The sequence below is a fragment of the Salinisphaera sp. RV14 genome (assembly GCF_052044135.1).
In the GTDB taxonomy this organism is placed as follows: domain Bacteria; phylum Pseudomonadota; class Gammaproteobacteria; order Nevskiales; family Salinisphaeraceae; genus Salinisphaera.
This window is the reverse complement of record NZ_JBQDYF010000001.1, coordinates 13344-38307: the sequence shown is the minus strand read 5'-3', so window position 1 is coordinate 38307 and position 24964 is coordinate 13344. Positions and strand designations below refer to the sequence as shown.

23 protein-coding genes are annotated in these 24964 nt (G+C 64.3%); 16 read left to right on the top strand and 7 right to left on the bottom strand.

Going from position 1 to position 24964, the window contains the following annotated elements; translation table 11 throughout:
* Positions 1 to 57: 57 nt before the first annotated feature.
* Together pobA and ACS8Y6_RS00180 are read left to right on the top strand one after the other, a co-directional pair.
* On the top strand, positions 58 to 1245 hold the full coding sequence (gene pobA / locus ACS8Y6_RS00185) for a 4-hydroxybenzoate 3-monooxygenase (RefSeq protein WP_440854773.1): 1188 nt from the start codon (positions 58 to 60) through the stop codon (positions 1243 to 1245).
* Positions 1246 to 1265: 20 nt separating this feature from the next.
* A complete protein-coding gene (locus tag ACS8Y6_RS00180; protein WP_440850690.1) occupies positions 1266 to 2375 on the top strand; it encodes a 5-methyltetrahydropteroyltriglutamate--homocysteine S-methyltransferase in 1110 nt (369 codons plus the stop codon).
* A gap of 111 nt (positions 2376 to 2486) precedes the next feature.
* Here the strand turns inward: ACS8Y6_RS00180 and ACS8Y6_RS00175 are convergent, their stop codons facing one another.
* Positions 2487 to 3386 (bottom strand): SphA family protein, encoded by a 900-nt coding sequence (locus tag ACS8Y6_RS00175; protein ID WP_440854772.1) that lies wholly within the window; start codon positions 3384 to 3386, stop codon positions 2487 to 2489.
* A gap of 846 nt (positions 3387 to 4232) precedes the next feature.
* Here ACS8Y6_RS00175 and ACS8Y6_RS00170 point away from each other — a divergent pair.
* The 3 genes from ACS8Y6_RS00170 to ACS8Y6_RS00160 are packed head-to-tail and all read left to right on the top strand — an operon-like array spanning position 4233 to position 7073.
* Positions 4233 to 5321, top strand: coding sequence for an aromatic ring-hydroxylating dioxygenase subunit alpha (locus ACS8Y6_RS00170; RefSeq protein WP_440850691.1), 1089 nt, complete (start codon positions 4233 to 4235; stop codon positions 5319 to 5321).
* Between the two features lie 9 nt (positions 5322 to 5330).
* Positions 5331 to 6050 (top strand): GntR family transcriptional regulator, encoded by a 720-nt coding sequence (locus ACS8Y6_RS00165; protein WP_440850692.1) that lies wholly within the window; start codon positions 5331 to 5333, stop codon positions 6048 to 6050.
* A gap of 18 nt (positions 6051 to 6068) precedes the next feature.
* Positions 6069 to 7073, top strand: a complete 1005-nt coding sequence (locus tag ACS8Y6_RS00160; protein ID WP_440850693.1) for a PDR/VanB family oxidoreductase — start codon at positions 6069 to 6071, stop codon at positions 7071 to 7073.
* A gap of 156 nt (positions 7074 to 7229) precedes the next feature.
* Here ACS8Y6_RS00160 and ACS8Y6_RS00155 read toward each other — a convergent pair whose 3' ends face one another.
* Positions 7230 to 7856 (bottom strand): 3'-5' exonuclease, encoded by a 627-nt coding sequence (locus tag ACS8Y6_RS00155; RefSeq protein ID WP_440850694.1) that lies wholly within the window; start codon positions 7854 to 7856, stop codon positions 7230 to 7232.
* A 4-nt stretch (positions 7857 to 7860) separates the two neighbouring features.
* Positions 7861 to 8439 (bottom strand): TIGR00730 family Rossman fold protein, encoded by a 579-nt coding sequence (locus ACS8Y6_RS00150; RefSeq protein WP_440854771.1) that lies wholly within the window; start codon positions 8437 to 8439, stop codon positions 7861 to 7863.
* Between the two features lie 147 nt (positions 8440 to 8586).
* On the opposite strand from ACS8Y6_RS00150, the gene ACS8Y6_RS00145 reads away from it, so the two are divergent.
* Entirely contained in the window at positions 8587 to 9558 is a 972-nt protein-coding gene (locus tag ACS8Y6_RS00145) for a TerC family protein (protein WP_440850696.1), read from the top strand.
* Here ACS8Y6_RS00145 and ACS8Y6_RS00140 read toward each other — a convergent pair whose 3' ends face one another.
* Both ACS8Y6_RS00140 and ACS8Y6_RS00135 read right to left on the bottom strand, forming a co-directional pair.
* Positions 9559 to 10053 carry a MarR family winged helix-turn-helix transcriptional regulator gene (locus ACS8Y6_RS00140; RefSeq protein ID WP_440850697.1) on the bottom strand — a complete coding sequence of 165 codons (495 nt, stop codon included), beginning with the start codon at positions 10051 to 10053 and terminating at the stop codon, positions 9559 to 9561. It abuts the gene before it with no gap.
* 13 nt (positions 10054 to 10066) lie between these two features.
* Positions 10067 to 10534 carry a DUF3237 family protein gene (locus tag ACS8Y6_RS00135; RefSeq protein WP_440850698.1) on the bottom strand — a complete coding sequence of 156 codons (468 nt, stop codon included), beginning with the start codon at positions 10532 to 10534 and terminating at the stop codon, positions 10067 to 10069.
* Between the two features lie 133 nt (positions 10535 to 10667).
* On the opposite strand from ACS8Y6_RS00135, the gene ACS8Y6_RS00130 reads away from it, so the two are divergent.
* The gene (locus ACS8Y6_RS00130) at positions 10668 to 11504 is read left to right on the top strand and encodes a p-hydroxycinnamoyl CoA hydratase/lyase (RefSeq protein WP_440850699.1); all 837 of its coding nucleotides are present in this window, start codon (positions 10668 to 10670) and stop codon (positions 11502 to 11504) included.
* Between the two features lie 184 nt (positions 11505 to 11688).
* Positions 11689 to 13185 (top strand): AMP-binding protein, encoded by a 1497-nt coding sequence (locus tag ACS8Y6_RS00125; RefSeq protein WP_440854770.1) that lies wholly within the window; start codon positions 11689 to 11691, stop codon positions 13183 to 13185.
* A 341-nt stretch (positions 13186 to 13526) separates the two neighbouring features.
* Here ACS8Y6_RS00125 and ACS8Y6_RS00120 read toward each other — a convergent pair whose 3' ends face one another.
* Complete coding sequence (locus tag ACS8Y6_RS00120; protein ID WP_440850701.1) at positions 13527 to 14780, bottom strand: MFS transporter; 1254 nt, start codon at positions 14778 to 14780, stop codon at positions 13527 to 13529.
* A gap of 222 nt (positions 14781 to 15002) precedes the next feature.
* Positions 15003 to 15158, bottom strand: coding sequence for a hypothetical protein (locus ACS8Y6_RS00115; protein ID WP_440850702.1), 156 nt, complete (start codon positions 15156 to 15158; stop codon positions 15003 to 15005).
* Between the two features lie 353 nt (positions 15159 to 15511).
* Here ACS8Y6_RS00115 and ACS8Y6_RS00110 point away from each other — a divergent pair, with 353 nt between their 5' ends.
* From ACS8Y6_RS00110 to rhuM, 8 genes are all read left to right on the top strand, one after another.
* The gene (locus tag ACS8Y6_RS00110) at positions 15512 to 16252 is read left to right on the top strand and encodes a sulfite exporter TauE/SafE family protein (RefSeq protein WP_440850703.1); all 741 of its coding nucleotides are present in this window, start codon (positions 15512 to 15514) and stop codon (positions 16250 to 16252) included.
* Positions 16253 to 16328: 76 nt separating this feature from the next.
* Positions 16329 to 17078 (top strand): SDR family NAD(P)-dependent oxidoreductase, encoded by a 750-nt coding sequence (locus ACS8Y6_RS00105; protein ID WP_440850704.1) that lies wholly within the window; start codon positions 16329 to 16331, stop codon positions 17076 to 17078.
* Between the two features lie 76 nt (positions 17079 to 17154).
* Positions 17155 to 17919: a thiol:disulfide interchange protein DsbG gene (gene dsbG, locus ACS8Y6_RS00100; RefSeq protein WP_440850705.1), complete on the top strand. Its 765-nt coding sequence runs from the start codon at positions 17155 to 17157 to the stop codon at positions 17917 to 17919.
* A 176-nt stretch (positions 17920 to 18095) separates the two neighbouring features.
* Complete coding sequence (locus tag ACS8Y6_RS00095; RefSeq protein ID WP_440854769.1) at positions 18096 to 20810, top strand: M16 family metallopeptidase; 2715 nt, start codon at positions 18096 to 18098, stop codon at positions 20808 to 20810.
* 156 nt (positions 20811 to 20966) lie between these two features.
* Complete coding sequence (locus ACS8Y6_RS00090; protein WP_440854768.1) at positions 20967 to 21710, top strand: (Fe-S)-binding protein; 744 nt, start codon at positions 20967 to 20969, stop codon at positions 21708 to 21710.
* Positions 21707 to 23197, top strand: a complete 1491-nt coding sequence (locus ACS8Y6_RS00085) for a lactate utilization protein B (RefSeq protein ID WP_440854767.1) — start codon at positions 21707 to 21709, stop codon at positions 23195 to 23197. The genes ACS8Y6_RS00090 and ACS8Y6_RS00085 overlap by 4 nt, the downstream gene beginning before the upstream one ends.
* On the top strand, positions 23194 to 23802 hold the full coding sequence (locus tag ACS8Y6_RS00080) for a LutC/YkgG family protein (RefSeq protein WP_440854766.1): 609 nt from the start codon (positions 23194 to 23196) through the stop codon (positions 23800 to 23802). The genes ACS8Y6_RS00085 and ACS8Y6_RS00080 overlap by 4 nt, the downstream gene beginning before the upstream one ends.
* Positions 23803 to 23883: 81 nt before the next feature.
* On the top strand, positions 23884 to 24885 hold the full coding sequence (rhuM, locus tag ACS8Y6_RS00075; RefSeq protein WP_440850710.1) for a RhuM family protein: 1002 nt from the start codon (positions 23884 to 23886) through the stop codon (positions 24883 to 24885).
* The last annotated feature ends 79 nt before the right edge of the window (positions 24886 to 24964 follow it).

Genomic DNA, 24964 nt, shown 5'->3' with positions numbered 1-24964 from the left:
AAAACACGCGATCGCTGCCGCCGGGCTCATGCCCCCGGGGATACCACGGGAGAAAAAATGAAAACCCAGGTCGCCATCATCGGCGCCGGCCCGTCCGGGCTGTTGCTCGGCCAGTTGCTGGCCAACGCCGGGATCGACAACGTAATTCTCGAGCGCCGGTCGGCCGACTATGTGCTCGGCCGCATTCGCGCGGGCGTGCTGGAACAGGGCACGGTCGATCTGCTGCGCGAGGCCGGCGTGTCGGACAACCTCGACGCCCGCGGGCTCATCCACACCGGATTCGACATCGCCTTCGCCGGCGAGCGCGTCCGCATCGACCTGCCGGAACTGGCCGACGGCAAGCATGTCACGGTCTATGGACAGACCGAGGTCACACGCGATCTCATGAACGCCCGCGAGGGCATCGGTGCGACCACCTGGTACGAAGCCGACAACGTCCAGCCGCATGCGATCGATACCGACGCGCCGTATGTCACCTTCGAGCACGCCGGTCACGAATATCGGCTCGACTGCGCCTATATCGCGGGCTGCGACGGTTCCCACGGTGTGTCCCGCGGCTGTATTCCAGCGGATCGGCTCAAGATCTTCGAGCGCAAATACCCGCTCGGCTGGCTGGGCGTAATGGCCGACACGCCGCCGGTGGCCGACGAACTCATCTACGCCACCCATGAGCGCGGCTTTGCCCTGTGCAGCATGCGCTCGCCCACCCGCAGCCGCTACTATATTCAGGTCGCCGATACGGAATCGCCCGACAACTGGAGCGACGACGAATTCTGGGCCGAGCTCAAGCGCCGCTTGCCGCAGAACGTAGCCGATACGCTCGTCACCGGCGATTCGATCGACAAGTCGGTCGCGCCGCTGAGCAGTTCGGTGACCGAGCCGATGCAGCACGGCCGCCTGATCCTGCTTGGGGATGCCGCCCATATCGTGCCGCCGACCGGTGCCAAGGGGTTGAACCTTGCGATTGCGGACGTCAACACGGCCTATCGCCTGTTCCGGCGCATCTACGACGATAGTCGTGCCGACTTGATCGCGCGCTATTCGGCAACCTGTTTGTCCCGGATCTGGAAGACCGAGCGGTTCTCCTGGTGGATGACCACGAACCTGCACAAGTTCTCGGCAACCGAAGACTTCGACACCCGCATCCAGCAGGCCGAACTCGGCTACTACTTGAATTCCAAGGCCGGTCGCACGACGATCGCGGAAAACTACGTCGGCCTGCCGTTCGCCAAACTCGAACCGTAGGCGACCCACAGGAGAATCCCATGCGTCATATCAATCCCCCGTTTCGCGCCGAACACGTCGGCAGCCTGCTGCGTCCGCAGGCCGTACTCGATGCCCGCCAGCGCCATGCCAGCGGCGAGATCGATGCCGAGGCCCTGCGCGAAGTCGAGGACCGCGCCATCGCCGATGCGGTACGCAAGCAGGAATCTGTTGGGTTAAAGGACGTCACCGACGGCGAATTCCGCCGCGCCTATTTCCATCTGGATTTTCTGAAACAGCTCGACGGCGTGTCCGTGACCGGCGGCATCGCGGCCAACAAGAGCGCGAAGGCCTCCGATGACGGCTTCACCCCGCCGCAGCTGTCGGTCACCGGAAAGCTGGCTCATGCCCGTCCGATCCAGGTCGCGGACTACGAGTTCCTGGCCGCGCAGGCCCGGGCCCTGCCCAAGGTCTCGATCCCCTCGCCGACGATGGTGCATTTCCGCGGCGGTCGGGCCGCGATCGATATCGAGGCCTACCCGGAACTGGACGCCTTCTTCGACGACCTGGCCGCCTGCTACCGCGACGAGATCGACGCGCTGTACCGCGCCGGCTGTCGCTATATCCAGCTCGACGACACCAACCTGGCCTATCTCTGCGACCCGGACATGCGCGCAGCTGCCAAGGAGCGCGGGGAGGACCCCAACACCCTGCCGAAGCAGTATGCCGAACTGATCAACGCCGCCCTGGCTGGCCGGCCGGACGACCTGACCGTCGGCATTCATTTGTGCCGCGGCAATTATCGCAGCACCTGGTTTGCCCAGGGCGGTTACGAGCCAGTCGCCGAAGTGCTGTTCAACGAACTCGCGGTGGATGCCTATTTTCTGGAATACGACGACGAGCGCTCGGGCGATTTCGCCCCGCTGCGGCATGTGCCGGACAACAAGACGGTCGTGCTCGGCCTGGTCTCGTCCAAGACGCCCGAACTGGAATCGATGGACGCGCTGGCCAAACGGATCGACGAAGCCGCGGCCTATGTCGACCTCGACCAGCTCTGCCTGAGCCCGCAATGCGGCTTTTCCAGCACGGTCGAAGGCAATGCCCTTACCGAGGATGACCAGTGGGCCAAGCTCGAGCGCGTGGTCGAAACCGCGCGCAAGGTCTGGGCATAGCCTCACCTTGCGCGCCGCCACCCGGCGGCGTCGCAAAAGACCGCCGGATAGCAAAGGCGCGGGCGGCCGATAGCCGGCCGCTCGCGCTGACAAGCCGCCGGGTGGTGACGGCTAGCCGTGCTTGGGCGCCCCCAGCAGCGGCACCGCGAACTGAACCCAGACCGCGTTGATACTCGGCCGATTGCGCACCACGACATCGTGTTCGAACTTGAACGCAATGCCACCGAAGCGCCAGTCGTAGGAGATCTGCGGTCCGATGGAAAACTCCTCGCCGCGATGACCGCCCGGCTCCACCGTGTTTCCGTACACCGTGTCGTTGGTGAATTGCTTGAGATAGTTGCCGACGATGCCGAAACCGAGATGATGAACAAATGACGACTCGGGGCGATCGGCAAAGGCACGGTAATTGATGCCATAGTCGAGATTGAACATATCCCCCGACTGATAGTGGGTCGCATTGTTCTCGGTGTTGAACTCCAGCAGCGCCTGGCCATTGAAGGTGAGCTTGCGGGTGGCGTGGTAGGTGAACACGACGTTCGGATCGAACGACCAATAATTCAGGCCGGTACTGATCAACTTGGTCTTGTTGTAGCGACCGGTCGGCGCATAGGTATCGAGGCCGAACAGGAGAAACAGGCGGTGGTCGGGGGTGTGATAGGACAACAACGTCTCGACATCGATATCCCCCAGATTCGTCACCGAGCGGGAGGCAGGCCCCACATCCAGCTTCAAATGGTTGATGTTCAGGACGCCGCCCAGGACGAAATGAAACGGGCCGATCGGCTGTTTGAAGGTATAAAGCGTGCGCAACGCGTCCACATCCGCGTGCAGCGAAAAGCCGGGCACGGTTTCGTTGCCGTGGTTATTGGCCAGGGTATGGCTCCACTGCGCGGTGGTGTAGTTGTACAGTTCAAGCGTGCCCGGCGGCGGCGCATAGCCGGCACCGATGGTATTGATATCGGTCGGATAGTGGGTCGTACCGTCTTCACTGGCCAGCACCGGGGCGCTCACGAAAGACAAGGCCGCCAATACCGCGACCGAGGCGCCATACAAGACCGACAGCCCGGCCTTTATCCCCGCAGCATGCCTTGGTTCATTCCCGGTACCGTTGCGTCGCATTGTGTTTTTCATATGCTGAATACCCCTCTGACTTGCCAATTTTTTAGCGACCGTCCGGCATAACAGCGCACGCCGTCTTCGTATTCGAGCTCCGCCCTTCCCCAGGTACCGGACGCATCCTGTGTCGCGCCGAGAGAAGATCCGATGAGACATACTCATGTTCGCAATACGGATCACGTTACGCGATGCGAACAAATATCGGCGAGACATGATCGCAATACAACTCGCCGTTTGTCGTAAACTAATAGTCGTAGCGCCGAACGCCCGTGATTACGCCTCTCGAATACAAAGGCTGGCAGAGCCTATGTCAGGGGCATCATGCCGAGCCGCGCACAGCCGCCACATTTGCGCGGCTATCGTAGCCCGCCTTTCGTTCGCTTGCGGCGATAAACGGCGCCAGAGCGGGATATGAATGCGGCCTGCAACAACTGTCGCGTCGCCGTTAGCCCCCCCCCTCCCGCTTCAGCCGCGGCCACGCCACCATGGCCTGCCGATCAAGCCGGATGGTGTATACATTCTGCAAGAATCCCGAGAGCGAGGCCCGAGTCACGGCTTAGTACTTTGGTCTTAAACAAGCAGACAAAGAGGCCGAAATAATTACATAACCAATTGTTTAATATAAATACATTGAAAATACCCTTCGGCAGGCCGCTTTGACGTCGCGCGGTAACTTCGATATCAAATTGTATACATTTTGAATACAGACGATATCGCTTGCGATGCCGGAGGAGACCGATGATGTCGGAGACTGAACGCAGCTATCCCCGCAATGCCTGGTATGCCGCGGCCTGGGGCCACGAGGTCGAACATGCCCTGACCGCCCGCACGGTCTGCGAGCGCGATCTGGTGCTTTACCGCAAAACCGATGGGGAAGTCACGGCCCTCGCGGATGCCTGCTGGCATCGGCTACTGCCGCTGTCGATGGGCAAGCTCGATGGCGATCAGGTGATGTGCGGCTATCACGGCCTGAAATTCGATAGCGATGGCCGCTGTACGTACATGCCGGCCCAGGAGACGGTGAATCCGTCGGCCTGTGTGCGGCATTTCCCGGTCGTGGAACGCCACGCCCTGGTCTGGGTCTGGACGGGCAATCCGGCGCTGGCCGATCCCGACCTCGTGCCCGATTTCCACTGGAATAACGATCCGGCGCTGGCCGGTCGCGGCGGCACCTTCTACAGCCTGGGCTGCAACTACCGCTTATTGATCGACAATCTCATGGATCTGACCCATGAGACCTTCGTGCATGCCGGCAGCATCGGCCACGATGCCATCACGCGCACCCCCTTCGAGGTCGAGCATGACGAGCGGTTCGTCACCATGACGCGCTGGATGCTGAACAACGATGCGCCGCCGTTCTGGGCCTGGCAGCTGGGCCGCGACGTGCCGGTGGACCGTTGGCACAAAATCCGGTTCGAAGCCCCGTCCACGGTGGTGGGCGATGTCGGGGTCGCCGAGGCCGGCACGGGCGCCCCGGAAGGCGACCGTTCCAAGGGCGTGACCGGCTATTTCCTGGCGGCGATCACGCCGGAAACCGAAACGACCTGTCACTACTTCTGGAACTTCGTGCGCGATCATCATATCGACGACCCCCAGTGGACCGACGATCTGCATACGGCCCATGTCAACGGTGAGTCCGGTGTTTATGAACAAGACGTGGAAGTGCTCGAAGCGCAGCAGGCGGCAATCAAGCGCAATCGCCGCGCCCCGTTCTATCACTTGAATATCGATGCCGGCGCCCTCTGGGCGCGTCGTCTGATCGAGCAGCGACTGGCGGCCGAGCCCGAGCCGGCGATTCGTCCTGTCGATCAAACCGCCGCCGTCGGCTAGGAGAAACTCGTGCAGCAGAGCACCAAAGCGTTATTGCGCCTACGGGAGATGATCCTGGAGGGCGAGTTGTCGATCGACGAACGGTTGTCCGAACCGATGCTCGTCGATCGCATCGCTGTATCCCGCACGCCGATACGCGTCGCGCTGGTCAAGCTCGAGCATGAGGGATTGATCGAGCCCCTCCCCTCGGGTGGCTACCAGATTCGCACGTTCTCGAAAAAAGACTTGTTCGATGCGATCGAGTTGCGCGGCACGCTGGAAGGCGTCGCCGCCCGCTTCGCCGCCGAAGCCCGGCCGACACGCGCGGCTCTCGGGCCGCTGACGCGCGCGGTGGCGCAACTGGACGATGTGCTGGCGAAGAGCGAACTGAACGAGGATGACTTCGCGGCTTATACGGAAGGCAATGAGCGCTTTCACAGCGAACTGCTGCATCTGGCCGGCAGCCCGGTGATCGCCGAGTCGCTCAACCGTATCGTCCGGCTGCCATTTGCCTCGCCCAATGCTTTCGTGATGGCCCAGGCGGCGATTCCGGAAGCACACCACATCATAAAGGTGGCACAGGATCAGCATCACGGCATGCTCGAGGCGATCGAAGCCGGCGAAGGCAGCCGGGCTGAAGCCCTGGCGCGTGAACATTCGCGGTGTGCGAGGCGCAACCTGCAAATCGTGCTCGATCATGACCGCGCACAACACCGCTTACCCGGCCTGCAACTGGTCAAGAACGCGTAACCCATCTCGGAGCCCTCCATGGCCACCCATCAATATTTCACGACCGCGACCCTGGCCCGGACCCGGGATGTGGCCGCGGACGTCAGACTGTTCGAAATCGAACCCGCCGACGGTGTGACACCTCATCAACCGGGCAGTCATCTGGATGTCGAAGTCCTGGTCGACGACAAGCCACAGTACCGTTCCTTTTCGCTGGTCGGCGACGCCAGCGAGGGCGGCCGCTATCGCATCGCGATCAAGAACCGCCCCAACGGCCACGGCGGCTCGCGGTATCTATGGTCATTGCAGGCCGGCGCACGATTGCGCGTGTCCGAACCCAAGGATCGCTTCCCCTTGTCCTATCGCGCGCCGGAAGTCCTGCTGGTCGCCGGCGGCATCGGCATTACGCCGATCTATGGCATGGCCAGGGCACTGGTCCGGAACAAGTCGAACGTCCGGCTCCTGTATACCGCGCGTTCGCGCAGCCAGCTCGCATTCGTTGAAGAACTCCAGCAATGGCTGGGCGATCGGCTGACGTTGTTTGTGACTGAAGACAACCAACGCCTCGATGCCCGCAAAGCGCTGGCGAATCTGGACCCGCAGGCCGAACTGTACATCTGCGGTCCGCAATCCCTGCGCGAGGATTTCCTCGGCCAATGGCTGGCCAGCGGCCGCCCGCGCGACCGCTTCCGGTTCGAAACATTTGCCAGCAGTGGCCGATTTCCCGATACACCGTTCGACGTACGCGTGGCCAATCGCGACGTCACGCTGACGGTCGGCCGCGAACAATCGCTACTGCAGGCGCTTCGGGCGCAGGGTATCGACGACATTCTCTACGACTGCGAACACGGCGAATGCGGCCTGTGCACCATCGATGTCCTCGACCATACCGGCGACCTCGATCATCGAGACGTGTTCTACAGCGCCCGCCAGAAAAAATCCGACAAGCGCATGTGCGCCTGCGTCTCGCGTATTCACAACGGCCGCCTGACCATCGATACGAGCCGCCACGGCGTGGACACCGGCCGCCCCGACGATCAATAGCCGCAAGGAAGAATCAATGAAATCACGCGCAGCGGTCGCCGGGTAGGCCGGCAAGCGTTATCGGTCGAGCAGATCAATCAAGCCTTCGACCCGTTGCACGAACGTTCCGCGCTGCATTTCCAGGGCCAGTTACCGCTATACACGGCGCCGCGCCCGTCAGCCGCCGGAGTGTGTATCTCGTTCGGTGACCGCGGCCGCCGCCGGCCGGTGGGCCGCGGTGAGCCAGTCGGTCACACTCAGACCGGTGGCCGCGACCGCAGCCGTCACGACCTCGCCGGCGGCGCGGGCGTCTTCGCCGGCATCGTGGTGCGCGAACTGCAGATGAAGATGCCGTTTCAGGCTGGCCAGACCATGGCCGCCGCGGCTCTTGAGTTCGGGGAAGGCGCGCCGCGCCACGCGCACTGAATCCAGCCAGCGTGCTTCGATCGGTGGGCAGCCGTGCGCGAGACAGGTCCGCGTGATGGCGGTTACGTCGAAGGCCGTGTGGGAGACCACGATCTGCCCGGCCAGCACCGCGGCCACGGCATCATGGATGCCCGCCCAGTCCGGGGCGTGGGTGACATCGCCCGGGCGGATGCCGTGGATTGCGATATTGCCGGCCGAGAAATACGTCTGCGGATGCACCAGCCAGGACCAGTTATCCACCAGCCGCCCGTCGGCAAACTGCGCGAAACCGATCTGGCAGATGCTGCCCGCATCGCCGTTCGCGGTTTCCACATCCACCGCGACGAAGGCATTGAGGTCATGACGCAGCGCCTCGGGCGGCGCAATCGGGCGGGCCACCGGGTCAGGCCGCGCCGGGCAGTCGGGCGATCACCTGTTGGACCAGGGATTCGGCATTCTCGGCCACGGCGATGCGCGAGACATGCTCTGAGCCGACGAAGCCCTGGTCGCGCATATGATTCATGCAGGCGATAAGCGGTTGATAGAACCCGGCCACGTCCAGCAGGCCAACGGGCTTGTCGTGCCAGCCGATCTGGTGCCAGGTCAATACTTCGAACAGCTCCTCGAGCGTGCCGAAACCGCCCGGCATGGCGATGAAACCGTCGGCCGCCTCGATCATGGCGAGCTTGCGCTGGTGCATGGTCTCCACCACGCGCAGTTCGCTGACCCCGTGGTGCGCCACCTCGCGGTCGGCCAGCCCGCGCGGGATCACGCCCAGCACGACGCCACCGGCGGCAAGCGCGGCATCGGCCACGGCGCCCATCAGGCCGACGCGCGCGCTACCGTAGACCAGCCCGATACCGGCCCGGGCCAGGACAGTGCCGAGTACACCGGCGGCCTGGCGATGACGCGCGTCGACACCGTCACGCGAGCCGCAGTACACACAGATCCAGCGATGGGAGTCGGAGAGGGCGGTATTCATCCGCATCAGGATAAACCGCTTGCCGGATAACGAGAATCCCCGCGCGACAAGCCTATTAAGAAAGCATGACTGCACGCGCCGTTATGCTCACGTAAGCTGCCCACGCGCGTACCGAACGCGCGCAAGTCAGCGTAAAGAGACCACTCTATGGACGTACCTGTCTGGGTCTGGGCCGCCACCATCGCCGGTATCGCGGCCCTGCTCCTCTTCGATTTCTTCGCCCACGTGCGCACCCCGCACGAGCCTTCCGCGAAGGAGGCCGGGGGCTGGTCGATCTTCTACGTGATTATCGCGCTCGTCTTCGGCGCCGGCCTCTGGTTCGTCTGGGGCCACGATCACGGCGTCGAATACCTGGCGGGTTATGTGACCGAGAAAAGTCTGTCGGTGGACAATCTGTTCGTCTTCGTCATCATCATGGCCGCGTTCGATGTCCCGAAGGCCTACCAGCAGAAGGTGCTGCTGGTCGGCGTGATCATTGCGCTGATCCTGCGCGCGATCTTCATCGCGCTCGGCGCCGCCGCGATCGAGCATTTCTCCTGGGTGTTCTATATCTTCGGACTGTTCCTGCTCTACACCGGCTACAGCCTGGCGACGTCCTCGCACGAGCAGAGCGAGGCATACGAGCCCAACTTCCTCGTGCGCGCCGCACAGAACCATCTGCCGGCCACCGACGAGTACAACCAGTCGAAGCTGACGATCGTCAAGAACGGCAAGCGCCTGATCACGCCGATGCTGATCGTCATGATCGCGATCGGCGCCACCGATATCCTGTTCGCACTGGACTCCATTCCGGCGATCTACGGGCTCACGAAGGAGCCCTATATCGTGTTTACCGCCAATGCCTTCGCCCTGCTCGGCCTGATCCAGCTCTATTTCCTGCTCGGCGGGCTGCTCAACCGGCTGGTCTATCTGTCGCTGGGGCTGGCGGTGATCCTCGGCTTCATCGGCATCAAGCTGATCTTCGAGGCGCTGCACGGCAACACGCTGCCCTTCATCAACGGCGGGCAACCCGTGACCGCGCTCCCCGAGATCCCGATCTGGCTGTCGTTGTCGATCATCGTCGGCGTGCTCGCGCTGACCACAGTGGCGAGTCTGCTCAAGTCGGCACGCGGCGCGTAGCTAAATCGGCTCGCCTGCCCAGAGACGGTCAAGCGAGTCCGCGAGGTCGCGACGCGCCTGCTCGCCCTGGATGCCGAAACGGCTCGTTTCCATTTCGCGCACCGCCATGGCCGCGCGATGCTCGAGCGTCGCGCCCGCTTCGGTGATCTGCCAGAAGGCAGATCGACCATCGGTGGGATTCCGGCGGCGTATCACGAGATCGCGCGCCTCCAGCGCACTCATCACGCTCACCATGTTCGATGGGGCAACGCCCAGCGCTGCACTGATCCGCTTGTGCGTGAGGCGTTCGTTGCAGGCCAGAAGCACCAGCACCGAAAACTCGATCTGGCGCAACTGAAACGGCTCGCCAATCTCCCGGGCGAAAAGCTTCTGCATGGCCAGATCCGCGCGCTTGAGCTGGTAACCGACCAGTTCACGCAGTCCGCTGTCATCCAGAGCCTCGTCCCGCCCCCCGCCGGGCGGCGATCGCCGCGTTGATGCCAGGTTTCGATTCACCTCTGCCCTCCACTCACGTAAAAAAGTTGCCGACCGCGAACAGTTCGACCGTGACTTGGCCCGCGCATCGTTCAGCCCCCGCCACGAAAAGTGTTCGCATCAACCATTCGTACGGGCCCGCCGCGACATTCAGACGCGCGCTGGTCTGAAAATAGGCCGTTGATTCGCCCGGGCCGGGGCGGGCGTCGGCATCGACATACCGCAAGCCGAAGTTATCCATCTCGACCAACGTGCCATCGGTGAGTTCGATCGCGTACTGGGCGCGCAGATCCACCACACCGTCATTGCGTACAGTCTGCCAGTCTCCGCCCCCCGGCAGTATCCGCCCATTCAAATACGGCCCGACCACGCGTCCGCCGCTGATCGGAACGAATCGGCGACGTCCTTGTGGATTAACGCCGAAATCCATTGGCACGCCGATGTCGACCTCCAGCCGGCAGACGTATGTCAGAACGGGGGATACAGGCACGGAATCGGTCATCGCGGTCTCGACAAAAAACGCATGGCGTGCGGAAGACTAACCAAAAACGACAGCGACTCACGCATACGACGTATTAGTTATATCCAATAACTTGTTTGCCATGAAACCATGACGCATCCAAACAGGAGGACTTATGAGCGATTACAGGGACCGCTGGAGCACCGTACGGGTCGATGTCGATGAATCGGGGATTGCGTGGGTCACGCTCAACCGCCCGGACAAGCGCAACGCCATGAACCCGACACTCAATCGGGAGATGATCGACGTACTCGAAACGCTGGAGCTTGACGGCGATGCCCGCGTCGTCGTGCTCACCGGCGCCGGCGAGTCGTGGACGGCGGGCATGGATCTCAAGGAGTACTTCCGTGAGATCGATGCCCAGCCCGAGATCGTCCAGGAGCGGATTCGCCGTGACTGTTCGCAGTGGCAATGGAAACTGCTGCGCATGTACGCCAAGCCCACCATCGCCATGGTCAACGGCTGGTGTTTCGGCGGCGGCTTCTCGCCGCTGGTGGCCTGCGATCTGGCCATCGCCGCGGACGAAGCCGTGTTCGGCCTGTCCGAAATCAACTGGGGCATCCCGCCGGGCAACCTGGTCAGCAAGGCCCTGGCCGATACCATCGGCCACCGCGAGGCGCTGTACTACATCATGACCGGGCAAACCTTTACCGGCACCGAAGCCGCCGCGATGGGGCTGGTCAACCGCAGCGTCCCGATCGGACAGTTGCGCGACGCCGTCACCGAACTGGCGGGCCTGCTCGCGGACAAGAACCCGGTCGCGCTGCGCTATGCCAAGACCGGCTTCAAGCGCTGCCGCGAGCTGACCTGGGAACAGAATGAAGACTACTTGTACGCCAAGATCGACCAGTCCAGCCATCGCGATCCCGAGCATGGCCGCGAACAGGGGCTGAAGCAGTTCCTCGACGACAAATCGATCAAGCCCGGCCTGGAGAGCTATCGACGAAGCTGAGCCGCGACAACCTTGCATAGCTTTCGCCCCCCGGGCGGGCCGCCATTCGGCGTGCCGCCCGGGGGCGCCGGAGCCCGCCAGACAACCGGGACGGCCGGCTTTATTCGACAGTCCCCCGGGCTCCGGCGGCCTGTCGCGAGCCGCATAAAACCGTCGGCCGCATCGAAGAAAAGGGATACACGCCATGTCGCAATGGGATACACCCGACCCGATCGCCCTGCACGCGCGCGGACAACCCGGCCGCCTCGCTTGCCGGGACATCGCCACCGACCGGCGCTGGCGCTATGCCGAACTGGACCGCAATATCCAGCAGGCAGTCGCCTGGTTGCAACAACAGCCCGCCATCCATGCCGGCGAGCGCATCGCCGTGATCGCGCGCAACAGCGCCGATCTACTCATCCTCAACATCGCAGCGGAACGGTTGGGCGCGATTTTCGTGCCGCTGAACTATCGACTGTCGACGGCGGAACTGACCACGATTCTGGCGGATTGCCAGCCCCGACTGGTCGCGATGGACCATCGCGAACAGCCGCCCACCCTGCCCGCGGGCGCCAGAGCCATCGACACGGCCGATCTGGCAGGCGAGATCGCGGCCTGCCCGCCATCGCCACGCCTGGCGCCACTGCCGGGCGATCTCACGAAAATCATTCTCTACACCTCGGGCACCTCGGGCCGACCGAAAGGCGTGATGATCACCGGCGAGAATATCTACGCGACCGCCGTCAACTTCGGCCTCATCGGCCATGTATCCCGCGACAGCGTGTTCCTGTGCGACGCGCCGATGTTCCATGTCATCGGCCTGTTGCCGAGCATCCGGGCCCCTTTGCTGTTCGGCGGCGCGCTGCATGTCGCGCCGGGCTTCGACCCTCAGCGCACCAACGCGTTACTCGCCGATGCCGAAACCGGCACCACGCATTACTTCTGCGTCCCCAAAATGGCCGCCATGCTCACCGAGCAGACCAATTTCGAGCCCTCGCGCTGGCATCATCTGCGGGCCCTGTTCACCGGCGGCTCGCCGATCTCGCCACACCAGGTGCGCTGGTGGCTCGAACGCGGCATTCAGATCTCGAATGGCTTCGGCATGACCGAGGCCGGAACGATCATGCACGTGCCGCTCGAGCCCGGGCTGATCGATCAAACCGCCGGCGGCGTCGGCTTGCCGCCGCCGTTCGTGGCGATCCGCCTGGTCGACGCGGAAGAAAACGATGTCGCGCCGGGCGAACCCGGCGAGATTCTGGTGCGCGGCCCCAACGTGACGCCGGGCTACTGGAACCGTCCCGAGGAAACCGCCCGGGCGTTCACCCACGATGGCTGGCTGCGCACCGGCGATATCGGCCAGGCCGATGCCCGCGGGCACATGACCATCAAGGACCGCAAGAAGGACATGTTCATCTCCGGCGGCGAAAACGTCTTTCCGGCCGAAGTGGAAAACGCGCTGCTCGGCCATGCCGATGTGAGCGAGGCCGCCGTCGTCGGCATAGCGGACGACACCTGGGGCGAAGTCGGGCATGCCTATATCGTGCCGGCCCCAGGCGCCCACCTCGATCCCGACGCGCTATCCCGCTACTGCAGGACGCTTCTCGCCGGCTACAAGGTGCCGAAACGCTTCCACATTATCGACGTACTGCCCCGCAATGCCAGCGGCAAACTGATGAAGACCGCCTTGAAGAAGCAACAATGAAGAACGCGGGATTGCAGACGTCCGTCATGCCCTGAAGCGATAGAACCGGGGCATCGGCTCGCCCGTGCCAAGCGATCACAGGCCTGTCCGCCGACCTCGGTTCAATGGCCGCTGCAGTACAACCGGCGGCTCACCCCGCGTACCCGAGCGCCGTCGATTCTCGATGGGCGACGCCGATGTGCGGCCCATACACGCGTTGCGCGCTCGCCCCACGCATCGCCCGCTGTCGGCACAATTCACGCGGCGCGACGGCCATTCGCCGTCTGCATTCATACGGCTCATCACCGCGGCGCGCCCGGCACGAAAGACCACGCACAATTCATGGCGTGAACACGCGCGAGCTATGTATGGGCAGCTGCCAGCTCGTCCCGACGCTGGGCAAATTGGGCCGTTTCCTTCATGAACAACGCGACCACGAAGACCAGCATCGAACCGGCCGCCGCCATCAGCAAGGGGATGGCCAGGCCCAGCGACGGAAAACTGTCCGCCAGGTCGCCCGCTGCCGTGGGCGCCACCGCACCGCCGACGATCTCGCCAAACAGGGTGACGACACCGATCGCGGCCGCTGCCATGTTCGGCGGCGCCGTTTCGGTCGGAACCAGCACCATGACGATCGCCGCGACCGCCTGCCCCGCCTGGGAGACGAACAATACGGCGGCCAGCAACCAGAGATGGTCATACATCGGCGGCCAGAGCAGGATCAGCGGCAGCACGGTGCAAAGCGGTGCCGAGACCAGCAGGGTCGCCCGCCGGCCGATCCAATCGGACACCGTGGCGACCGCACAGCCGATGAAGAAGCTGCCCAGCCCGGCGGCGCCCATGAGAAAGCCGGCGGTCGTCGGCGGCTGGCCGGCCACATGAATGATGTAAAGCGGACAAAAAGTATTGTAGAGGATCAACCAGCCGACGAAACCGATGTTACCGATCGCGGCCAGTTGGATATTGCGGTACTTGAGCAAGGCCAGGAAGTCACGCGCCCGCGGCTTGGCGGGCGCCGGGGCCGCAGGCTCGCCTTGACGGGCGTCGCCGGGCTCTCGCACGAACAGCCAGATCACGATCGCGAGAATCACGCCGGGCGCCCCGGCCACCACGAATGCCCAGCGCCAGCCGAAGCGGGAAGCGATCTGCGTCGTCAGTACCGGCGCCACCGCAAAGCCGATCAGCGCGGCCGCGGAGACGACGATCCCCGTGTTCCGGCCGCGCCGCTTCGGGTGCGAGGCCTTTTCCACCAGCGTGTTCATGACCGACCAGCATGGGCCTTCGGCAATCCCGACGGCGCCGCGCAGAATCAGCATGTCGAAGAAGTTGCGCGCCGCGCCGCACAACCACGACAACCCGGCGAAGGCAAACACCGCCGGCACCAGCACCGGCTTGCGGCCGAAGCGGTCGGAAACAGCGCCGAATACAAACGACGACACGGCCCAGGTAATCGCCAGGATACTGGCCAGCTCGCCAATCTGGCCGGCGCTGAGATGAAAATCCTCGGCAATGAACGGAGCCAGATAGAGCTCGGCCATGCGGTCCAGGAAAACCGTCCCCCAGGTAAGAAACATCAGGCCGACGATGAAGGTTTCGTATCGGGAATCGTGTCGCATGGCGTACATCGCCGAGCCGCGGATGCATTCGCCGCGGGCCCGCCTCCAGGTTGATGTTCACAAAGCGCACAAATGTACGCACCCTGGATTCAATATACGCAAGCCTCGCGCGGCGCCATACGCTCCATAGGTCGTAACGGCCCGTGAACACGGTCGCGAGGCCCGCAGGGCGTGCGGCGCGAAGAACCACAGCCATCGTCCACGCCCGGCTTCGTGCCCGCGTTATTTCAGGCGCGGCCCGGCGCGGAAGAACTCGCTGGCGCCAACGGTCGCGGCGGCCTGGCCGATCATCTCGATCGCCATGATGCAGGCCGTGGCGGGCAGGTCGACATCGTCGTTTTTGGCACGGTCGGTCGGGGCCCGGGCGGCTTCGACCATGTGATCGTGCAGCCGCTCGGCGACGGTATGGGTCGTCCCGGTACCGGGCCAGGCGATTCCGGCCCGACTCGAAGTGGCTCACCGACACGCCGCCGACGTTGGTGGGAATATCCGGCCGCACGGAGTCCCGTGGTCAATGCGCGTGGCATCCGGCTGGGCGACACCCCGGTAAATCCGGGCAGGATCAAGCGCGGGCTCGATGCACGCGCTCGCGCCATCAAACAGACCGGGCATAATCGGGGGCGACGCATGCGGTATTCACGGCCAAGGCCGACACGTCGGCCCCGGCCCTTGAAATTCGCAGCTTTCCGGTGCGGCGGCGCCGGCCGCTTTCTGGACATCGGGGACACACCATGGAATGGATCCTGCTCTTCGGCGCCGCACTCGCCGCCGGCGCCCTCAACGCCCTGGCCGGCGGCGGCAGCTTTATCACTCTGCCGGCTCTGCTGTTCTACGGCCTGCCGCCCACCGCCGCCAACGCCACCAGCGCGAGTGCCGTGCTGCCGGGCTACGTCACCACGCTGTTTCGCCTGCGGCACGCCGTCGAAGCCCCGCCAGGGCTGAACCTGGCCGCCATGATCGCGATCGCCGCGGCCGGCGGGGTGAGCGGCGCGGCCTTGCTACTGGCGACGGGCAACCATGCGTTCGCGGTGATCGTACCCTGGCTGATGGCCGCGGCCACGCTGATCTTCGCCGCCGGGCCCTGGATCAAACGGGCGACCCGCGACCGCCGCGCGCCGCGCTGGGTGGCAGTACCCGGGCTATACCTCACTTGCGCCTACGGCGGCTATTTCAACGGCGGCGTCGGCATCATCATGATTGCCGTGCTCGGCCTGTTGGGCCAGAAGCGTCTGTTGTCCTCGGTGGCGATGAAGGCGGTCACCTCGTCCGTGCTGACCATTATTTCCGTGATCACCTACGCTGCGTTCGGGCTCGTGCACTGGCGCCTGGCGGCCCTCATGGCCACCGGCGCGCTGATCGGCGGATGGGTCGGCGCCGCCGCCGGTGACACCATCAACCCGCGCTGGCATCGCATCGGCATTGTGGCGATCGGCGCCGCCATGACCGCGCTCATGTTCTGGCGCGGCGTCTGAGTTGTCGCGGCGTGCGCTGGTCAGCCCGACAGCACTGGCTTAATCTGGCGCGATCGACCCAAACCAGACCCATCTCATGGATAAAGTGATGATCGTTACCGGCGGCAGCCGCGGCATCGGTGCCGCCACGTCGTTGATGGCGGCCAAATACGGCTATGCCGTGGCCGTGAACTTCCGCGGCAATCGGGAAGCGGCCGAAGCCGTGGTCACGGCGATCGAGAAGGACGGCGGGCGCGCCATCGCGGTGCAGGCCGATGTATCCAACGAAGACGACGTGGTGGCCATGTTCAAGGCGGTCGACGAACATCTCGGCCCGGTCACCGCACTGGTCAACAATGCCGGCATCGTGGACGAGCCGAGCGCGGTGGCCGATATGAGCGCGGCGCGCATCGAGCGGATGATGAAAGTCAACGTGGTCGGCCCGTTTATCTGTGCCCGCGAGGCGATCCGGCGCATGGGCACCGCCCACGGCGGCGCCGGCGGGGTGATCGTGAACGTGTCGTCCGCGGCCAGCCATGCGGGCGGGGGCGGCGGCGCCGGTACGTACATCGACTACGGCGCCTCCAAGGGCGCGATCGATACCTTCACCGAGGGCCTGGCGCGCGAAGTCGCCAACGAGAATATCCGCGTCAATGCCGTGCGCCCGGGCGTCATCGACACCGAGATCCACGCCAGCGGCGGCCAGCCGGACAAGCCGCAGCAGGCGGCGGGCCGGATTCCGCTGGGCCGCATCGGCACGCCCGAGGACATCGCCGAAGCGATTCTGTACCTCAGCGAGGCCGAGTTCACCACCGGCGCCTTGCTCGACGTCGACGGCGGCGTCTGAGCCCACGGCAAAACCACTGGACGCAGACGAAAAACGCCGCTTAGGCTGTTGCCCCGATCTTCAAACCGGATGGCTCATGGCCGTGCGTTATGGTTTGACCTGCATGCTGGTCACCCTGCTGGGCGTCGGCGCGGCCCGTGCTGGCGACTGGCCGGCGCCCATCCAGCAGTTGGCCGACAAGGGGCTGACCGTCGTCAAGCGCTTCGATGCGCCGGGCGGGCTGACCGGCTATGCCGCGCGCGCCGGGCATACGCCGGTTGCACTCTATCTCACCCCCGACGGGCACCATGTGATCGTCGGCACCATGCTCGACGCGCACGGCCACGACCTGAGCCAGAAAGCACTCGACGCGGCGATCACGCAGCCGCAGCAGCAATCGGCCTGGCCGCAACTGGAAGCCGCGACCTGGATCGCCGACGGGCCCGCCAGCGCGCCGCGCACGGTCTATGTGTTCACCGACCCGAACTGCCCGTACTGTCATCGCTTCTATGAAGCCGCGCGGCCGTGGGTGAAGGCCGGCAAGGTGCAGCTGCGTACGATCCTCGTTGGTGTGCTCAAGCCGTCCAGCCCGGGCAAGGCCGCGGCGATCCTGGCGGCGAAAAACCCGGTCGCGGCCTATCGCCGGCACGAGGCCGATGACCGCACCGGCGGCATTCAGCCGCTCAACCCTGTTCCGTCGTCGTTGTCGGGCAAGCTCGCCGCCAACGACGCCCTCATGACCGGCCTGGGGATCCGCGGGACGCCGGGCATCGTAACCCGCGACAAGCAGGGCGGGATCCATATCCATCAAGGCATGCCACAGGGCGACACGCTGACCGACATACTCGGCCCGAAGCCCTGATCGTTTTCCGGGCTCGCACCGCTTCGTGATACACCGTCATTATTAATCCAGCATGAAAATACCTTCATGCCGGATTAATAACGCGAGTATGCGCAGGCATGCTCGCTGCGGCCATCGGCCGCGAAGCCGGGTTAATATTTTACGCGTCGGCGAAACCGATTCACGGGGAAAAATTGATGTTCAAACGCGTTCTACCGCTTGCCGCCGCGGCCTTTATGGCCGCCGGCGCCCAGACCGTCTGGGCCGACACCGCGTCCACGCCGAATACACCGCCGGCCCAAACCGCCGGCGACGCGAGCCCCGACCGGGTGGCCCGCGAGACGCTCGACAACGGCCTGCAGGTGATCGTGGTGCCGAATCGCATGGCCCCGGTGGCGACCACGATGCTCACGTACAAGGTGGGCTCGCGCGAAGCGCCGAAGGGCTTCCCGGGCATGGCCCATGCCCAGGAACACATGATGTTTCGCGGCGCCAAGGGGCTGTCGGCCGAGCAGATCGCCGGCATTGGCGCCGCGCTCGGTGGTCAATCGAACGCGTTCACGACCAACGACTCGACGACCTACTACTACACGGTGCCCAACCAGTTCACGGACGTCGCGCTGCGTCTGCAGTCGGTGCGGATGAAGAGCGTGCTCGACAAGCCCGCCGCCTGGAAACAGGAGCGCGGCGCGATCGAGCAGGAAGTCAATCAGGACATGTCCTCGCCGATCCAGGTCGCGATCAAGCGCATGCGCGAAGCGCTCTACCAGGGCACGCCCTACTCGCATGATGCGCTCGGCACACGTGCGTCGTTCAACAAGACGACCGCCAAGATGCTCAAGCATTTCCACGACCAGTGGTATGCGCCGAACAACGCGGTGCTGGTGGTCGCCGGTAACGTGGACGCCGACAAGATCCTGGCCGAGGCCAGGAATCTGTTCGGCGGCATCCCGGCCAAGAAGCTGCCCGAGCGCAAGCCGGTCAAGCCGGGCAAGATCGAATCCAAGACCATCCATATGCCCACCGACAGCGGCTACGGCTTCGCGCTGATCGGCTCGCGGGCCCCGGGCAGCCGCGATGCCCGGGCCATGGCCACCACCGAAGTGCTGGCCAGCGTGCTCAACAACCCGCGCGGCCCGCTGTACACGCAGATGGTGGCCAGCGGCAAGAGTCTGGCCGCGCAGTACACCACCCTGCCGGCGGCGCTGGGTTCGATCGGCGTGAGCTATGTCGTGTTTCCCAAGGGCGCGGATGCCGATGCGCTGGTCAAGCAAATGCGCTCGATTCTCGGCGGTATCGCCAAGCACGGCATCAGCCCCGACCAGGTGGCCGCGGCCAAGCGCCAGCTCATCACCCGGGACACCGCCGCACGCGATTCGATCTCGGGGCTGGCGCATCGCTGGACGCAGGCCGTGGCGGTGGATCACCTGCAGTCGCCGGCGGATCAACTGGCCGCGATCAAGAACGTCACCGCGGCCGACGTGAACAAGATGCTGGCCAAACTGGTCCAGCCGGACCAGAGCGTGCTGGCCATTCTCAAGCCGGAAGGCTCGGGCGCGCCGCAGACCGGCGGCGGCTACGGCGGCAGCGAATCGTTCTCGCCGAAGAACGTCGGCCACGTGAAACTGCCGGACTGGGCCGCCAAGCCGCTGGCCAGGATCACCACGCCGGCGCAGTCGATCAAGCCGGTGGCAACCACGCTCGATAACGGCGTGAAGCTGATCACGGTGCAGTCGAGCTCGGTCCATGCCGTGCACGTCTACGGCCATATCCGCAACGAGCCGGATCTGGAAACGCCGAAGCACCAGGAGGGCGTGAGCGACGTGCTCTCCGAACTGCTCGACTTTGGCACCACCCAGCACGATCGCAAGGCCTACCAGGCCGCACTCGACGCCATCGGCGCCCAGGCCTCGGCCGGTACCGATTTCTCGCTCACCGTGCTGCCCGATCATTTCGACAAGGGCCTCGGTCTGCTGGCGGAGAACGAGCTGCACCCGGCCCTGCCCAAGCATGCGTTCGAGGTTCTCAAGCAGCGCGCGGCGGCGTCCCAGGCCGGCACCATCGCCAGCCCGAACTTCAAGGCCAACCAGGCGATGAAAAAGGGCATCCTGCCGAAGGGCGATCCGGCCCTGCGCTTCGCCACGCCGAAATCGATCGCCGGGCTCACCTATAGCGATGTCACCGCCTACTACCACAAGGTATTTCGCCCCGACCTGACCACGATCGTGGTGGTGGGCGACATCAGCCCCGACACGGCGAAGCAGGCCGTGGCCGGCGCGTTCGGTGACTGGAAGGCCGAAGGCCAAAAGCCGGATGTGACCCTGCCGAAGATCGGCGACAACAAGTCGAGCTTCCATCACGTGCCGGACAAGGCACAGTCGCAGGATACGGTCCAGCTCGCCGAGTCGCTCGGGCTGACGTCGAACGCGCCCGACTTTCGTGCGCTGAAGATGGCCAACCAGGTGCTCACCGGCGGCGCCTTCGCCAGCCGGCTGTATCGCGAACTGCGCGTGCAGCGCGGGCTGGTCTATTACGTGTCGTCGGGCCTCGGTACCTCGCGTACCCGAACCCAGCTTGCCTTCCAGTACGGCAGCGACCCGGACAAGGTCGACGAGGCCGACAAGCTGATTCGCCAGGCACTGGTACGAATGGCCAAGGTGCCGATCTCCAGCGGCGAACTGCACCGCGCCCGCGCCGGCCTGATCCGGCAGGTGCCGCTCAACGAAGCCGGCGCCGACTCGATCGGCTACGGCCTGCTCTCGCGCGTTGAGCTCGACCAGCCGCTGGACGAGCCCTATCGCGCGGCCAGGGCCTACCAGTCCATCGATGCCAAACAGATCCAGGCGGCCGTGAAGAAATGGTTCCGGCCGGGCGACCTGGTGCGCGTCGTGCAAGGGCCGAAGCCGAAATAGATGCCTCGACGCCGGCCGTGGCCACCGCTACGGCCGGTCTTTCGAAACATGCGCATCTTCCGAATGACGGATCACATCGGCCGATGCGTGTCGGGACCATTGCCGTTCGCGCCAGACGCGCTAGTCTGGATGCCCCGCAACCGGTAAAGGTGGCTCATGCGCATCGGTTTATTCGTCCCCTGTTTCATCGACGCCTTCTATCCGCAGGTCGGCATCGCCACGCTGGAACTGCTGGAGCGTTTTGGCTGCGATGTCGATTATCCGTTCGACCAGACCTGTTGCGGCCAGCCCATGGTCAACTCCGGCTGCCACGCGGAAGCTGCGGCGACCGAGCAGTTGTTCGTGGACAACTTCGCCGCTTACGACGTGATCGTGGCGCCTTCGGGTTCCTGCGTGCACCAGATCCGCGACAACCTCACCGCGATCGAGCAGACCGCCGCGGTCAGGCATGTGCGCGAAAACACCTACGAGCTGGTCGAGTATCTGCACGACGTGCTCAAGGTCGAGGCCTTTCCCTGGGCCAAATTCCCGCACAAGGTGGGCTACCACGACTCCTGCAACACGCTACGCAATCTGGGCCACGGCAAACCGAGCGAGCTGCGCGGACGCTCTTTCTCTAAACCACGCGCGCTGCTGGAAAAAGTCGCGGGCATCGAACTGGTCAGCCCAGCCCGGCCGGATGAATGCTGCGGCTTCGGCGGCACGTTCTCGGTTACCGAGCCGGAAGTGTCCGGCCGCATGGGCCGCGACAAGATCGCTGATCACGGCCGCGCCGGCGCCGAGTACATCGTCTCCGCCGATACCTCCTGCCTGATGCACCAGCAGGGTTGCGCCAGGCGCATCGGTGCGCCGATCCGGTTCAAGCACATCGCCGAAGTCCTCAACGGGAGCGCGGCATGAGTACGCCCGATCCGAACCAGACCCTCAATTCCGCCGAGGCGGTGCGCGAAGCCCAGCCGACACCGGCCAAGGCCCGCGCCGGCCAGCGAGTCGACCACGCGGGTGCGGCGCGCGAGTTCCTGCACTCGCCGGTCCACGCCCAATCGCACGACGAACGCGTCTGGGCCATGCGCCAGCGCCGCGACGCGGCGATGGAGACCATTCCAGAATGGGAGGAACTGCGCGATCTGGCCAGCCAGATCAAGACCCATGCGCTGACCCATCTCGACGAGTACCTGGAACAGTTCGCCGACAATGCCGCCGCCAACGGCGTGCACGTGCACTGGGCGGGCGACGCCGCCGATCACAACCGCATCGTGCACGAGATCTTTACGCGCCACGGCGTGAAAAAGGTCATCAAGTCCAAGTCGATGCTGATGGAGGAATGCGGCTTCCGGCATTACATGGAAGGCGTGGGCATCGATATCGTCGAAACCGATCTCGGCGAGCGCATCCAGCAGCTCGACAAAGAGGACCCGAGCCACGTGGTCGTGCCCGCCGTACACAAGATGCGCTCGGACGTCTCGCAGGTGTTCGCCAAGACCCTCGGCTCCGACCCGGACAACGACGACGCGCATTACCTCACCGAGCAGCAACGCCAGGCCACCCGCCCGCTGATTCTGGATGCCGATGCCGGCATGACCGGCGCCAACTTCGCCATCGCCGAAACCGGCGGCTTCGTGGTTTGTACCAATGAAGGCAACGCCGATCTCTCGGCCAACGTGCCGAATCTGCATGTGGCCTCCATCGGCATCGAAAAGATCGTGCCGAAGCTCTCCGACCTGGGCGTGTTCATCCGGCTGCTCTCCAGATCCGCGCTCGGCTCGCCAATCACCCAGTACACCTCGCACTTCCGCGCGCCGAAGTCGGACGGCGAAATGCATATCGTGCTGGTCGACAACGGCCGCTCGAAGCGCCTGGCGGACGAACGCTTCTGGTCGTCGCTGAAATGCATCCGCTGTGGGGCCTGCATGAACACCTGCCCGGTGTTCCGCCGCTCCGGCGGGCTCTCCTACGGCGCGACCTACACCGGCCCGCTCGGGCTGATTCTCGATCCGTCGATCGACGCGTATCGCTATTCCAACCTGCCGTTCGCCTCGACGCTCAACGGCAGCTGCACCAATGTCTGCCCGGTCAAGATCAACATCCACGAGCAGATCTTCGAATGGCGCCAGGTGCTGGCCGAGGACGACATGATCCCGTGGACCAAGAAATCCACGCTCGCCGCTGCCGGGCGTACGCTGGCCTCGCCGCGCGCCTACCGTACGGCGATCAAATCCGCCCATTCGGCGCTCAAACATCTCCCCGACTGGGCGCTCTACAACAAGCTCAACGCCTGGGGCCAGGTCCGCGACCTGCCCGAAGTGCCGGCCGAGGGCAGCTTCCACGACTGGTATCGCAAACATCGCATGGACCAGTCCGAAAGCGCGAGCGGAGATAGCGAATGAGAGGCCGCAACGAAATCCTGGCCGACATCCGCGCCAACAAACCCAAATTCTCGGCTCCAGCCCCCGACGTGCCGAACTACGACGGCGACTACCCGAGCGATACGGCCGGCCTGCAGGCCCGCTTTATCGCCGTGCTGGAAAAAATGGGCGGCGCCTGGGCCGAGCCGGAAGCCGGCGAATCACCCGAGACCACCCTGCGCCGAGTGCTGGCCGACCGGCTCGACGCCAACAGCATCATCGCCTCCAACGTAGGCGAGATTAAAGGCAACCGCCCCGTCCGCGCCGACGACACCCCAGCGTCGCTGCACGACATCGATGTTGCCGTGCTGCGCGCGCGCTTCGGTGTGGCCGAAACCGGCAGCGTGTGCTTCACCGAAGCCGAACTCACCGTCAACGCCGTGGCCTATCTCGCCCAGCACCTCGTCGTCCTGCTCGACCCGGCCGCGATCGAGACCAACCTGCACCGGGCCTACCGGCGCGACGACTACAAAACCGCCCGCTACACGGTTTTCCACACCGGCCCATCGGCCACGGCGGATATCGAGGGCGTGCTGGTACGCGGTGCCCAGGGGGTGCGATCGTTGACAGTGATTCCGGTTCGGTAAACCGGAACAGCCGATTGCATTGTGGCGGGTTTTGCTGCGAACTGGGTCGTGGGGTGAATTATTCGGGCGAGCCGTCTGCGAATGAGTGATAACAAACAAGCGCCGCTGCTGATCTATCAAGACGATGACAAATCCGTCGAAGTTCGACTGGACACATCGCAAGAAACGGTTTGGCTGACACAACGGCAGATGGGCGAGGTATTCGGCACCTCACCGGAAAACGTGCTGATGCATCTGCAAAACATATACGCCGACGGCGAACTGGCGGCATCGGCAACTACTAAGGATTTCTTAGTAGTTCGCCAGGAAGGCAAACGCCGGGTCCGGCGAGAGATCCGACACTACAACCTCGACGCCATCATCTCGGTCGGCTACCGCGTCAATTCCAAGCGCGCCGTGCAGTTCCGCCAATGGGCAACGCGCGTATTGCGCGAACACCTTGTACAAGGCTGGACGCTCGCGCGACAGCGCTTCGAAACGAATGCGCAGGAACTCGACGCCGCGATGCGGCTGCTGCGGCAGACCGCCCAAAGCCCAGCGCTCGATGCCACAACAGGCCGCGGCCTGGTCGATATCGCGACCCGCTACGCGCAAACCTTTCTGCTGCTGCAGCGCTACGACGAAGGCCTGCTCACCGAACCACGAGCCGAGACCGGCGGGCGCCTGCCGAGCCTGGCCGAGGCGCGCAAGGCGCTTGCCGATCTCAAGGCCGATCTCATCGAGCGCGGCGAAGCCACCGATCTTTTCGCACGCGAGCGAGGCGACGGCTTCGACGCCCTATTGACCAATCTGGATCAAAGCGTATTCGGCGAACCCGCCTATCCCACCATCGAAGCCAAGGCCGCCCACCTGCTCTACTTTGTGATCAAGAACCACCCGTTCGCCGATGGCAACAAGCGCAGTGCAGCATTCCTGTTCGTCGATTTTCTGTATCGCAACAATCGGCTGCTGGACGACAACGGCAATGTCCTCATCAACGACGTCGGCCTGGCCGCGCTCACATTGCTCGTCGCCGAGTCCGACCCGGCCAATAAGGATGTGATGATCCGGCTGGTGATGCACATGCTGACCACCGTCGAATAGCATCATTGGGTGGGCTCGTCCCGGCACCGATCAATCGGCGTCGACGGTGATACCGGCGGACCATAGCGCATCGCGAACC